Source organism: Pseudomonas sp. B10(2017), assembly GCF_002113295.1.
GTDB classification, from domain to species: Bacteria; Pseudomonadota; Gammaproteobacteria; order Pseudomonadales; family Pseudomonadaceae; genus Aquipseudomonas; species Aquipseudomonas pudica.
Genome location: NZ_NEJU01000004.1, coordinates 139,372 through 152,586, shown reverse-complemented (window position 1 = coordinate 152,586; position 13,215 = coordinate 139,372). Strand labels below are relative to the sequence as shown.

Below are 13,215 nucleotides of genomic sequence, written 5' to 3'. Positions count from 1 at the left end.
CAGTACCTGTGGGAGCTGGCTTGCCGGCGATAGGGCCGGTACAGCCAGCGAAGTCAGCCGGTTTTACCACTGATCAATGGAACAGCACAGCCGTCTTCTGCAGGGTAATCCAAACGCCCCAGGCCAACGGCACGACCACCACTGCCCAGGCCAGCAGCACCAGTGGCAGGCTACCCGGCGCCGCCTTCCACTCCAGCGAGCGCGCCCCGTCGGCGCCCTTGTCATGGCTCAACGCCCGCTCGGCAGCCAGTTCGGCATCGCTCATGAAATGCTTGTCGGCCACCGGCCGCACCAGCATGTTGCAGACGAAGCCCAGCACCAACAGGCCGGCGAGGATGTACAAGGTCATGTCATAGGCAGCTGCACGCTCCACCCCTGCCGCCAACTGGTACTCGCGCAGGTAGGTGATAAGCACCGGCCCCAGAACCCCCGCCGCTGCCCAGGCAGTCAGCAGGCGGCCATGAATGGCGCCGACCATCTGCGTGCCGAACAGGTCGGCCAGGTAGGCCGGTACCGTGGCAAACCCACCACCGTACATCGACAGGATGATGCAGAACGCCGCCACGAACAGCGCCACGTTACCCAGGTGCCCCATGTTCGGCACCAGGCTGTACAAGCCTACGCCCAAGGCAAAGAAGGCGAAATAGGTGTTCTTGCGGCCAATGTAGTCCGAGAACGACGCCCAGAAGAACCGCCCGCCGATGTTGAACAGGCTCAGCAGGCCGGTGAAGCCGGCGGCGATCGCCGCAATCTGCGCCAGCTGGGCGCTGTTCAGCTCACTGAAGCTCAGCCCGTTGCCCAGCAGCTTGCCGGCGAACACTTCCTGCAACAAGGGCGAAGCCATGCCGAGGATGCCGATACCGGCCGACACGTTCAGGCACAGCACCAGCCAGATCAGCGCGAACTGCGGGGTCTTCCAGGCCACGCTGACGTGTACGTGGCGGTCGGTGACCATGGTATTGCCAGCTTTCTTCACTGGGGCGCTCCAGCCTTCTGGCTTCCAGCCGGTGGGCGGTACGCGATACGCCAGGGCACCGGCGGTCATGAACACGAAGTAGATCGCCGCCATGACGACGAAGCTCTGCCACACGCCCACTTCCTGCGCATTGCCGAAATGGCCCATCAGCGCGGTGGCCAGCGGTGCACCGACCATGGCCCCGCCACCGAAGCCCATGATCGCCATGCCGGTGGCCATGCCGCGCTTGTCCGGGAACCACTTGATCAGGGTCGAAACCGGCGAGATGTAGCCCAGGCCCAGGCCGATACCACCGATTACGCCGGAACCCAGCCACATCAGCCACAGCTGGTGGGTTTTCACGCCAATCGCTGAAATCAGCATGCCGCCGCACCAGCACAGTGCCGACACCAGGCCGGCCTTGCGCGGGCCCGCGTGCTCCAGCCAACCACCCAGCACGGCCGCCGAGCAACCGAGGAAGACGAAGAACAGGGTGTAGATCCAGCTCAGCATGGAAATCGGCCAATCGCATTCGGCGCTGAACATACGGGCCATGAAGCCCATGTCCGCTGCGCAGGCAACTGGAGCGGTGATGCCAAGGGCTTGCGACAGCGGCAGCCAGAACACCGAGAAGCCATAGGCCATGCCGATGCACAGATGTATGGCCAGGGCGGCCGGCGGGACCAGCCAGCGGTTGAAGCCCGGACGGGCGATGATGCGCTCCTTCGACAGGAAGCCTGGCGCACTGGCCAAGGTCCCCGCCGCGACGGTACTGCTCATGGATCAGATCCTTCTTATAGGGAGGGTGCAGGCAAAGCGGCGCAAGGGTAGCAGCATCAAGCAGCGTGAAAGCAATCTGATATCGTTAATTTTTGCTCGGCTGAAACGGTCATGTTGCCTTTACCGGCCCTATCGCCGGCAAGCCAACTCCCACAAGTACCCCACCTACCTCGGGAACAGCGCGATCCCTGTGGGAGCTGGCTTGCCGGCGATAGGGCCAGTTCAGGCCGCACGTTCGGAACTGACAAAATCATGGCTGTCGAAAGCCGTACCATCTGATGCACGCATAGGAAATGTCTCGTATCTCTGGTCGAATACGCAGGGGCAACCACTGCGGCGCTATACTCTGGCGCCTGAATTTCAAAAACGGACTACAAGGACTCGCCCATGAAAGCGTTCGGCAAAATCCTGGGACTTGGGCTTCTCGGGTTGCTGCTGATCATCGTGGCGCTGGGCTTCGCCCTGACCCACCTCTTCGATCCCAACGACTACAAAGACGAGATTCGCCAGCTGGCACGTGACAAGGCTCACGTCGAGCTGACCCTCAACGGGGACATCGGCTGGAGCCTGTTCCCGTGGCTGGGCCTGGAGTTGCACGAAGCGAGCATTGCCACCTTGAACAAACCCAAGGAGCCGTTCGCCGACCTGCAGATGCTCGGCCTGTCGGTGCGTGTGCTGCCACTGCTGCGCCGCGAAGTGCAAATGAGCGACGTGCGCGTCGAGGGCCTGAACCTGACCCTGGCCCGTGACGAACAGGGCCATGGCAACTGGGAAGACATCGGCAAGCCATTGTCCGCGCAGAACGGCACCAGCGCCGATACGCAGGCCAGTGCTCCGGCCCAGGCACCAGCTGAACAGGCGTCGGCACCGGTCGCCAGCAACGAACGCGCCGTCAAGCTGGACATCGACAGCCTGACCGTGAACAACGCACGCGTGCAGTACACCGATGCGAAGACCGGCCAGAGCTACAGCGCCGAAAGTATCCAGCTGAGCACCGGTCCGGTCCACGAAGGGGCGAACATTCCGCTCAAGGCCAGCGCCTTCCTAAGTGCCAGCCAGCCGAACATCAAGGCCCGCACCGAACTGGCCGGCGAGCTGCGCTTCGACCGCAAGCTCAAGCGCTACAACTTCGAAGACATGCGCCTGTCGGGCGAAACCTCGGGCGAGCCCACCGGCGGCAAGACCGTGACCTTCGCTGCCCAAGGCCAGGTGCTGGTCGACCTGGCCGCCAATGTCGCCTCGTGGAACGGCCTGAAAGTCTCGGCCAACCAGCTGCGCGCCCTGGGCGAACTGAACCTGCGTGACCTGGACAAGGCGCCACAGCTTAGCGGTGGCCTGTCCATCGCCCAGTTCGACCTGCGCACCTTCCTCGACAGCATCGGCCGCCCGCTGCCGGCCACCAACGACCCGGCGGCCTTCGCCAAGCTGGAACTGGTCACCCGCCTGCAGGGCACGCCGAACAGCCTGGCCCTGGAAGACCTGGCGGTGAAGCTGGATGACAGCACATTCAGTGGCCGCGTGGCCGTCGAAGACTTCGCCAAACAGGCTCTGCGCCTGCAGCTCAAGGGCGACACCTTCAACGCCGACCGCTACCTGCCGGCCGAGAGTGAAGAGGCCAAGGGCGCCACTGCCGCGCGCCAGGCCGAGATCAAGCAACAGGAAGCCAGCGCGGTCGCCGGCCCTGGCACCACGCCGCTTCCCAACGCCCCGACCCAGGTCGCCTGGAGCGACGACAAGCTGCTGCCGGTCGACCGCCTACGCGCCCTGGACTTGCAGGCCGACCTGGCCTTCGGCTCGCTGACCCTGGACAAACTGCCGATCGAAGAGGCCCAGCTCAAGGCCACCGGCCAGGGCGGCCTGCTGACCCTGCAAACCCTGCGCGGTGAACTGTACAACGGCACCTTCGAGGCCAAGGGCACCGTCGATGTGCGCCCTGCCGTGCCGCAACTGGGCGTCAATACCAGCATCCAGCGGGTGCCGGTGGAACACTTCATCAAGACCGAGGGCAAGGAACAGACGCCACCGGTCAAAGGCCTGCTGACCCTGGCCAGCGACCTGACCGCCACCGGCAACAGCCAGAAGGCCCTGGTCGACACCCTCAACGGCAACGCCAACTTCGTCATCAACGACGGCGTGCTGGTCAATGCCAACCTGGAACAGCAGCTGTGCAAGGCCATCGCCACGCTGAACCGCAAATCGCTCACCGGCGAGCCACGCGGCAAGGACACCCCGTTCCAGGAACTGCGCGGCAGCCTGGTGGTGCGCAATGGCGTTGCCAACAACCCGGACCTCAAGGCGCGCATTCCGGGCTTGACCGTCAATGGCCATGGTGACCTCGACCTGCGTGTACTGGGCATGGACTACAACGTTGGCGTGGTCGTCGAAGGCGACCAGCGCGCCATGCCGGACCCGGCCTGCCAGGTCAACGAACGCTATGTGGGTGTCGAAATACCGCTGCGCTGCCGCGGCCCGCTTGAGCTGGGCGCCAAAGCCTGTCGCCTGGACCAGGACGGCCTGGGCAAGGTTGCCGCCAAGCTGGCCGGCAACCGCCTGCAGGACAAGATCGATGAAAAACTCGGAGACAAAGTGAGCCCTGAATTGAAAGACGCGCTCAAGGGGCTGTTCAAGCGATGAGCCCCGAGCAGTTCTCCAGCGCTGTGCTGGATTGGTATGACGAACACGGCCGGCACGACCTGCCCTGGCAACAGGGCATCAACCCATACCGGGTGTGGGTGTCGGAAATCATGTTGCAGCAGACCCAGGTCAGCACCGTGCTCAACTACTTCGACCGCTTCATGCAGGCCCTGCCGACCGTGCAGGCCCTGGCCGAGGCGCCGGAGGACGAGGTGCTGCACCTGTGGACGGGCCTGGGCTACTACACCCGGGCACGCAACCTGCAAAAGGCCGCTAAGATCGTGGTCGAACAGCATGGCGGCGAATTCCCGCGCAGTGTCGAGCAGCTCACCGAGCTGCCTGGCATCGGCCGCTCCACCGCCGGTGCCATCGCCAGCATCAGCATGGGCATCCGCGCACCGATCCTCGACGGCAACGTCAAGCGCGTGCTGGCCCGCTACACCGCCCAGGCTGGCTACCCCGGCGAGCCCAAGGTGGCCAACCAGCTGTGGGCCACGGCCGAACGCTTTACCCCGCAGCAGCGATCCAACCACTACACCCAGGCGATGATGGACATGGGCGCCACGCTGTGCACTCGCAGCAAGCCCAGTTGCCTGATCTGCCCGCTGCAGCGAGGCTGCGAAGCGCACCTGCACGGTGAGGAAACCCGCTACCCCGAGCCCAAGCCGCGCAAGGCACTGCCGCAACGCCGCACACTGATGCCGCTGCTGGCCAACCACGAAGGCGCCATCCTGCTTTACCGACGCCCGTCCAGCGGCCTGTGGGGTGGTTTGTGGAGCCTGCCGGAACTGGACGACATCGCCCAGCTCGACGACCTGGCCTACCAACACGGCCTTCGCCTGGCTGACAGCCGCGCCATGGACGGCCTGACCCATACCTTCAGCCACTTCCAGCTGGCGATCGAGCCCTGGCTGGTGCGCGTCGACCCGGTCGGCCAGCACGTGGCCGAGGCCGACTGGCTCTGGTATAACCTCGCCACCCCGCCGCGCCTGGGCCTCGCCGCCCCGGTGAAAAAGCTGCTCAAACGCGCGGCCGACGAACTGATTGCAGGAGACGCCCGATGACCCGCACCGTGATGTGCCGCAAGTACAAAGAAGAACTGCCAGGCCTGGAACGCCCGCCCTACCCCGGCGCCAAGGGCCAGGACATCTTCGAACACATCTCGCAGAAAGCGTGGGCCGACTGGCAGAAGCACCAGACCATGCTGATCAACGAAAAACGCCTGAACATGATGAACGCCGAGGACCGCAAATTCCTCCAGGGTGAGATGGACAAGTTTTTCGCCGGCGAAGAATACGCCCAGGCGGAAGGCTACGTTCCACCCTCGGAATGACCCCACGGAACGTAAGCGACGGAATTAATTTAAAATTTTTTCAAAAAGTCGTTGACGAGCGGTCTGAAAGTCTATTTAATTCACCTCGTCGCCCAGATAGCTCAGTCGGTAGAGCAGAGGATTGAAAATCCTCGTGTCGGCGGTTCGACTCCGTCTCTGGGCACCACCTTCAAGCTTCTGGTGGTTGCAAAGTTACCCGAAGCGACAACAAGAAACCCGCCTAGTGTGGGTTTTTTGTTGTCTGTGTTTTTTGTCCTCCAGGAAAGCCCCCGCCTCATCAAGGGGGGGCCGCACTACAAAAACGCTTAACCCTCATACTCACTCTGCGTCATCTGCCCCAAGTAGGAGACGCTCAACAAATGCAGCGTCTGGCCCGGGACCGAATCGGCGATTTTCTTGATGTCCGCAGCGGTCACCCGATAGCTGTCAGCAGGCAGAGTTCCCGAGCGGTAACCCACCTCCTCGCCGTCTTCGTCATAGCTGATGAAGTTGAGATAAAAGTAGTGCTTCATGCGTAACCTCCAGTTCAAGTGCCCCACACCGTGCGAGGCTTACGCAGCCTATTTGGCGCTTGCAGCCCACAACAGGTGGAACCGATGACACGGTGGCGCCAGGCCATTAGCCATTGACCCGCATCAACGAGGCAGCCGCCAACTCTCGATAGCATGGAGCATGGACATCCGACCCGATCCGCAAGGACCTCCATGAGCGAAGAATCCCCCCTCCTGCTCCCCGCTCCCAGCGAGCCCGCCATCACCACAGCCCGCATGCGCCGCCCACGCCAGCGCAAGCCGGAGCCGACGATCACCAGCATCAGCCAGCAACCTGCAGCACTGGAAGTCGCCACCGCCCCCAAGGGCAGCAACGAAGACAGCACCTCGGCCCGCCTGCCGGCCAGCTACCCCTACCGCACCCGCATGCGTCGCCAGGACTACGAAAAGGCCAAGCACGCACTGCAGATCGAGTTGCTGAAGGTACAGAGCTGGGTTAAGGCAACCGGCCAGCGCGTGGTGATCCTGTTCGAAGGGCGCGATGCCGCAGGCAAGGGCGGCACCATCAAGCGCTTCATGGAGCACCTTAACCCTCGCGGTGCGCGCATCGTTGCCCTGGAAAAGCCTTCCGAGCAGGAAAAAGGCCAGTGGTACTTCCAGCGCTACATCCAGCACCTGCCCACAGCGGGCGAAATGGTGTTCTTCGACCGCTCCTGGTACAACCGCGCCGGGGTCGAAAAGGTGATGGATTTCTGCTCGCCGCTGCAATACCTGGAATTCATGCGCCAGGCCCCGGAGCTGGAGCGGATGTTGTGCAACAGCGGCATCCTGCTGTTCAAGTACTGGTTCTCGGTGAACCGCGAAGAGCAGCTGCGCCGCTTCATCTCGCGCCGGGACGACCCACTGAAGCACTGGAAGCTGTCACCCATCGATATCAAGTCGCTGGACAAGTGGGACGACTACACCGCTGCCAAGGAGGCGATGTTCTTCCATACCGATACTGCCGATGCGCCATGGACCGTGATCAAGTCCGATGACAAGAAGCGTGCGCGGATCAACTGCATCCGGCACTTCCTGCATTCGCTGGATTACCCGGGCAAGGACCACAGCGTGGCGCATGCACCGGATGCGCTGCTGGTCGGGCGCGCATCGCGAGGTTTCGAGGAAGATGAGGCAGAGCCGCAGGCCAGTTGAATCGGCGTGCCTGCTGCGCTTCAATACGCGCAATTTCCGCCCCACCAAGGATTCACCCCATGGCCACCCCTACCAAGCAACAGAAACGCGCCAAGCGCGCCGCCAGCAAGGCCAAGCAGAACCGCATGGTACGCAGCGGCCAGGCAGTCAAGGCCAGCGCAGGCGACAGCGCCAGCATCGAGCAGGTGTATAACAAGGCCATGGAATCGGGCAGCTACGAGCCACTGTTCAAGAAAATGAAGGAAGCCCAGGAAGGCGGCCTGGTGCCGATGATTTCGGTGTTCTTGGTAGACCCGCTGCTGGCCCTGGTGCTCAAGGGACACAAGGAAGAACACGCCACCGACTACATCGTGCTGGTGTTCAATGCCTACCGCAAATGGCTGGACGGGGCCGACGAAGAGGCCACCATGGCCTGGCTGGAGAGCGATGAGTTCCAGGCAGCTTATGTGGCGGCTTCTGAACTGGTTGCCAAGCAGCAACAGCAGCAGAAGCAGTTTGGTTGACAGGGCCATGTGACCTGCCCCGGCCCATTCGCGGGTAAACCCGCTCCCACAGGGATATCACAGAAATTAAGATATGTGGTGTACCTGTGGGAGCGGGTTTACCCGCGAACAGGCCGGTACAGTCCACAAAAAAGGCCGCGCCCTTCACAGGACGCGGCCTTTTCATTTCAGCTAGCGCAGATCAGTTATCCAGCGCCACCCGCCCGGCAGCTTCACGCTTGCGGTGCACCAGCAAGCCAGCCGCCACCACACCAATGCTCAGCAGTGCGGTCGCGATGATTTCGGCGCGGTGGTCCTCACGCAGCGCCATTACCACCAGAATGGCGATGATAAAGGCAATGGTCGCCCAGGTCAGGCCCGGGAACAGCCACATCTTGAAGGTGATCTTCTCGCCGCGGGCTTCACGCTGGGCACGCATGCGCAACTGCGACACGGCAATCACCAGGTACACCAGCAGCGCAATGGCACCAGAGCTGGCCAGCAGGAACTCGAACACCTGGGCCGGGGCCACGAAGTTGGCGAACACACAGAGGAACGCCGCTGCAGTGGACAGCAGAACCGCCACATGCGGGGTAGCCGACTTGGTGGTGCGCTGGGCAATGGCCGGGGCGTCACCACGCTTGCTCAGCGAGAACAGCATGCGCGACGAGGTGTACAGCGCCGAGTTCAGGCAGCTGGTCACGGCGATCAGCACGACGATGTCGACGATCAGTTTGGCATTCGGCACGCCGATGCGGCTCAGCACGGTCTGGTAGGAACCGGTCTCGGCCAGGGCCGGGTCGTTCCACGGCACCAGTGCCACGACCAGGAAGATCGACACCAGGTAGAACAGGCAGATACGCCAGATCACCGAGTTGGTGGCGCGGCTGATCTGCTTGCCCGGGTCCTTCGACTCGGCAGCGGCGATGGTAACGATTTCGGTACCCATGAACGAGAACATGGTGGTCAGCATGGCTGCCAGCACCGCGCCCAGGCCGTTAGGCATGAAGCCCTGGGTGTCGAACAGGTGGCTGGCACCGCTTACCTGGCTGTTCGGCACGAAGCCGAACAAGGCAGCACAACCCACAGCGATGAAGCCGATGATCGCCAGCACCTTGAGCAGGGCGAACCAGAACTCGAACTCGCCGTAGTTCTTCACGCTGCACAGGTTGGTCAGGGTCAGCGCCAGGGTGATGACCAGGGAGAACGCCCACAGGTCGACCGCAGGGAACCAGGCATGCAGGATGGCCGCGGCGGCGTTGGCCTCCAGCGGAATTACCAGTACCCAGAACCACCAGTACAGCCAGCCAATGGTGAAACCGGCCCAACGCCCGATGGCGCGGTCGGCATATGTCGAGAACGAACCTGTGTCAGGCGAGGCGACCGCCATTTCGCCCAACATGCGCATCACCAGCACGACCAGCGTACCGGCGGCAGCGTAAGCCAGCAGCACGGCCGGGCCGGCAGCAGCGATGGCGTGGCCGGAGCCAACGAACAGGCCGGCACCGATGACGCCAGCGATGGACAGCATGGTCACATGCCGTTGTTTGAGCCCCTGAGCGAGGTCATTGGAATTGTTACCGCTCATTAAAACTACCTTTGTAAGGAGTGGACCACTCCGACTGCGGTTACGGAGCGCGCCTGGGGTTGACCTGGGCGTCGCTGCAATCGGCAGTTTCCTACTGGCAATAAGCGCGCCATGTGCTGAATGCATTCGTCAGAAAAGTCTGCGAGCCTTTTGGTATGCGGTTTGGAGGGCTTTCGGCCAATGCCTGACCGAAAGGCCGCTAAATCATCGGATTACTGAAATACTCACTTACAAACGCACCAAAGGTGCTCCCCGGTAACACCCGTGCACCACTGCAATGCCAAAAAGTGCAACCTGCAGGTACAACCTCAGCACCTGACCGCCCCCGTTCGCGGGCATACTCACTCACACAGGTCGGGTGCAACCATTTGGGCATTTTAAAGAACCTGTGGGAGCGGGCATGCCCGCGAAAGGTCTAAAACCGCTTCCATGAGCGGGCCAAAGCTGGCACCATCGCGCCTTTTTTCATCAAGGCTCTGGTGCTGGGCGATGCCTTCGCGGACATCCGCGCGACGTTGCGCTGCAACGATGCGACAAACTGCCCCACCAGCGCCCCGAGTCCCCAGCGACCCTGTTGGCCGTGATAATGCCGCTATGCTAGCGTGGCGCACGCCAGGAAGGCCGCCAACAGCTGGGAACGCACCCGTACACATGAGGACCGCACATGGCTCAGGCCACGCCCGCGCTGGAAATCCGCAATCTGCACAAACGCTACGGCGAGCAGGAAATTCTCAAGGGCATTTCGCTGACCGCGCGCGACGGTGACGTGATCTCCATCCTGGGGTCGTCCGGCTCCGGCAAGTCCACCCTGCTGCGCTGCATCAACCTGCTCGAAAACCCGCACCAGGGCGAAATCCTGGTCGCCGGTGAAGCCCTCAAGCTCAAGGCCGCCAAGAACGGCGACCTGTTCGCCGCGGACAACCGCCAGATCAACCGCCTGCGCAGCGAGATCGGCTTCGTCTTCCAGAACTTCAACCTGTGGCCGCACATGTCGATCCTCGACAACATCATCGAGGCGCCACGCCGCGTGCTCGGCCAGAGCAAGGCCGAGGCCATCGAAGCCGCCGAAGCCCTGCTGAACAAGGTGGGCATCTACGACAAGCGCCACAGCTACCCCGCCCAGCTTTCCGGTGGCCAGCAACAGCGAGCCGCCATTGCCCGTACCCTGGCCATGAAGCCCAAGGTCATCCTGTTCGACGAGCCAACTTCGGCGCTCGACCCAGAAATGGTCCAGGAAGTGCTAAACGTTATCCGCGCATTGGCCGAAGAAGGCCGTACCATGCTGCTGGTGACGCACGAGATGAGCTTTGCCCGCCATGTGTCCAGTGAAGTCGTCTTCCTGCACCAGGGCCTGGTCGAAGAGCAGGGATCGCCGCAGCAGGTCTTCGAAAACCCGACCTCGGCGCGTTGCAAGCAATTCATGTCCAGCCACCGCTAACGGAGCAATACATGCACACTTACAAGAAATTCCTCCTGGCAGCTGCTGCCACGCTGGTGATGTCGGCCAACGCCCTGGCCGCAGAAAAACTGCGCATGGGTATCGAAGCCGCCTACCCACCGTTCAACAACAAGGATGCCAGCGGTAACGTGGTCGGCTTCGACAAAGACATCGGTGACGCCCTGTGCGCCAAGATGAAAGTCGAGTGCTCGGTCGTGACCTCCGACTGGGACGGCATCATCCCGGCCCTGAACGCCAAGAAGTTCGACTTCCTGGTGTCGTCGCTGTCGATCACCGACGAGCGCAAGCAGGCCGTGGACTTCACCGATCCGTACTACTCCAACAAGCTGCAGTTCATCGCGCCGAAAAACGTCGACTTCAAGACCGACAAGGCCTCGCTCAAGGGCAAGGTGATCGGCACCCAGCGCGCCACCCTGGCTGGCACCTGGCTGGAGGACAACTACGGTGACGACGTAGAGATCAAGCTGTACGACACCCAGGAAAACGCCTACCTCGACCTGGTTTCCGGTCGCATCGACGGCATCCTGGCCGACAAGTACGTGCAGTACGAGTGGCTGAAGAGCAAAGACGGCTCGAACTTCGAGTTCAAGGGCGAGCCGGTGATGGACAGCGACAAGATCGGTATTGCCGTGCGCAAGGGTGACACCAAACTGCGCGACGACCTGAACAAGGCCCTGGCAGAAATCAAGGCCGACGGCACGTACAAGAAGATCAACGACAAGTACTTCCCGTTCAGCATCGAATGATCCGCCCCGACCGGCGCGCCCTTGCGGCGCGCCAGTCCCTAGAATGACCTGCCCATGAATATCGACCTGCACGGATTCGGTCCGGCCATGATGGCCGGCACCCTGATGACCGTAAAACTGGCGCTTTGCGCCTTGCTGCTGGGCCTGGTCCTGGGCCTGCTCGGCGCCCTGGCCAAGACTTCCTCGATCAAGCCGCTGCAATGGCTTGGTGGCTTCTATTCGACCCTGGTTCGCGGCGTACCCGAACTGCTGTGGGTACTGCTTATCTATTTCGGCACCGTCGGCTTGATGAACGCCCTCGGTGAAGCCCTGAACATGCCGGGCCTGGAGCTCAGCGCCTTCGCTGCGGGTGTGATCGCCCTGGGCCTGTGCTTCGGCGCCTACGCCACCGAAGTGTTCCGTGGCGCCATCCTGGCGATCCCCAAGGGCCACCGTGAAGCCGGCCTGGCGCTTGGCCTGTCCAAAGGCCGTATCCTGTCGCGGATCATCCTGCCTCAGATGTGGCGCATCGCCCTGCCCGGCCTTGGCAACCTGTTCATGATCCTGATGAAGGACACCGCGCTGGTATCGGTAATCGGCCTGGAAGAAATCATGCGCCACGCACAAATCGGCGTGACCGTGACCAAAGAGCCGTTCACCTTCTACATGGTCGCGGCCTGCATCTACCTGAGCCTCACCATCATTGCGATGACCGGAATGCACTTCATGGAAAAACGCGCCGCTCGCGGCTTTGCGAGGGCCGAATAATGAATTGGGAAGTCATCATCAAATGGCTGCCACGCCTGGCCCAGGGTGCGACCCTGACCCTGGAGCTGGTGGCCATCGCGGTGGTTGCCGGGTTGATCCTGGCCATCCCGCTGGGCATCGCCCGTTCCTCGCGCCACTGGTATGTGCGCGCGGTGCCGTTCAGCTACATCTTCTTCTTCCGTGGCACGCCGCTGCTGGTGCAGCTGTTCCTGGTCTACTACGGCCTGGCGCAGTTCGACGCGGTGCGTTCGAGTTCGCTGTGGCCGTACCTGCGCGACCCGTTCTGGTGCACCGTGCTGACCATGACCCTGCACACTGCTGCCTACATCGCCGAGATCCTGCGCGGCGCGCTGCAGTCGATCCCCAAGGGTGAGATCGAGGCGGCGCGGGCGCTGGGCATGTCGCGGGGCAAGACGCTGTTCTACATCATGCTGCCACGCGCCGCGCGCATCGGCCTGCCGGCGTACAGCAACGAAGTGATCCTGATGCTCAAGGCCAGCGCCCTGGCCAGTACCGTGACCCTGCTGGAATTGACCGGCATGGCCCGTACCATCATCGCCCGCACCTACCTGCCGGTAGAGATCTTCTTTGCCGCCGGGGTGTTCTACCTGGTGATCTCGTTCGTGCTGGTGCAGGGTTTCAAGCTGCTGGAGCGCTGGTTGCGCGTGGATGCCTGCCAGGGCCGCTGAGACCTCACTGACTGCTTCGCGGGCACGCCCGCTCCCACAGGTGTAGCGCCAACCTTGAATGTGGCGCTATGCCTGTGGGAGCGGGCGTGCCCGCGAAGAGGCCCTCGAACCCACCAC

12 protein-coding genes and 1 tRNA gene are annotated in these 13,215 nt (G+C 62.6%); 10 read left to right on the top strand and 3 right to left on the bottom strand.

Annotated features, from left to right (window positions below; all coding sequences use genetic code 11):
- Positions 1 to 73: 73 nt before the first annotated feature.
- On the bottom strand, positions 74 to 1,735 hold the full coding sequence (locus CAF92_RS07330; RefSeq protein WP_015268635.1) for an OFA family MFS transporter: 1,662 nt from the start codon (positions 1,733 to 1,735) through the stop codon (positions 74 to 76).
- 387 nt (positions 1,736 to 2,122) lie between these two features.
- Here CAF92_RS07330 and CAF92_RS07325 point away from each other — a divergent pair, with 387 nt between their 5' ends.
- The 4 genes from CAF92_RS07325 (at position 2,123) to CAF92_RS07310 (ending at position 5,868) form a co-directional block, all read left to right on the top strand.
- The gene (locus tag CAF92_RS07325) at positions 2,123 to 4,369 is read left to right on the top strand and encodes an AsmA family protein (protein WP_085600002.1); all 2,247 of its coding nucleotides are present in this window, start codon (positions 2,123 to 2,125) and stop codon (positions 4,367 to 4,369) included.
- Positions 4,366 to 5,433, top strand: a complete 1,068-nt coding sequence (gene mutY / locus CAF92_RS07320; protein WP_085600000.1) for an A/G-specific adenine glycosylase — start codon at positions 4,366 to 4,368, stop codon at positions 5,431 to 5,433. Before CAF92_RS07325 ends, mutY begins: the two co-directional genes overlap by 4 nt.
- Entirely contained in the window at positions 5,430 to 5,702 is a 273-nt protein-coding gene (locus CAF92_RS07315; RefSeq protein WP_003257478.1) for an oxidative damage protection protein, read from the top strand. Before mutY ends, CAF92_RS07315 begins: the two co-directional genes overlap by 4 nt.
- Positions 5,703 to 5,792: 90 nt before the next feature.
- A tRNA-Phe gene (locus CAF92_RS07310) sits at positions 5,793 to 5,868 on the top strand.
- A gap of 139 nt (positions 5,869 to 6,007) precedes the next feature.
- Here CAF92_RS07310 and CAF92_RS07305 read toward each other — a convergent pair.
- A complete protein-coding gene (locus CAF92_RS07305; RefSeq protein WP_046614501.1) occupies positions 6,008 to 6,214 on the bottom strand; it encodes a hypothetical protein in 207 nt (68 codons plus the stop codon).
- A 192-nt stretch (positions 6,215 to 6,406) separates the two neighbouring features.
- On the opposite strand from CAF92_RS07305, the gene ppk2 reads away from it, so the two are divergent.
- Complete coding sequence (gene ppk2, locus CAF92_RS07300; RefSeq protein ID WP_046614502.1) at positions 6,407 to 7,387, top strand: polyphosphate kinase 2; 981 nt, start codon at positions 6,407 to 6,409, stop codon at positions 7,385 to 7,387.
- 59 nt (positions 7,388 to 7,446) lie between these two features.
- On the top strand, positions 7,447 to 7,890 hold the full coding sequence (locus CAF92_RS07295; RefSeq protein ID WP_085591890.1) for a hypothetical protein: 444 nt from the start codon (positions 7,447 to 7,449) through the stop codon (positions 7,888 to 7,890).
- A gap of 181 nt (positions 7,891 to 8,071) precedes the next feature.
- On the opposite strand, the gene gabP is transcribed toward CAF92_RS07295, so the two are convergent.
- Entirely contained in the window at positions 8,072 to 9,457 is a 1,386-nt protein-coding gene (gene gabP / locus CAF92_RS07290; RefSeq protein ID WP_085599998.1) for a GABA permease, read from the bottom strand.
- A 664-nt stretch (positions 9,458 to 10,121) separates the two neighbouring features.
- Here gabP and CAF92_RS07285 point away from each other — a divergent pair.
- Genes CAF92_RS07285 through CAF92_RS07270 form a run of 4 tightly spaced genes read left to right on the top strand, consistent with a single transcriptional unit; the run spans position 10,122 to position 13,098 of the window.
- Entirely contained in the window at positions 10,122 to 10,895 is a 774-nt protein-coding gene (locus tag CAF92_RS07285; RefSeq protein ID WP_085599996.1) for an ABC transporter ATP-binding protein, read from the top strand.
- Positions 10,896 to 10,906: 11 nt separating this feature from the next.
- Positions 10,907 to 11,662 carry an ABC transporter substrate-binding protein gene (locus CAF92_RS07280; protein ID WP_046614504.1) on the top strand — a complete coding sequence of 252 codons (756 nt, stop codon included), beginning with the start codon at positions 10,907 to 10,909 and terminating at the stop codon, positions 11,660 to 11,662.
- 54 nt (positions 11,663 to 11,716) lie between these two features.
- A complete protein-coding gene (locus tag CAF92_RS07275; protein WP_025337363.1) occupies positions 11,717 to 12,409 on the top strand; it encodes an ABC transporter permease in 693 nt (230 codons plus the stop codon).
- A complete protein-coding gene (locus CAF92_RS07270) occupies positions 12,409 to 13,098 on the top strand; it encodes an ABC transporter permease (RefSeq protein ID WP_015268628.1) in 690 nt (229 codons plus the stop codon). Before CAF92_RS07275 ends, CAF92_RS07270 begins: the two co-directional genes overlap by 1 nt.
- Positions 13,099 to 13,215: the final 117 nt, after the last annotated feature.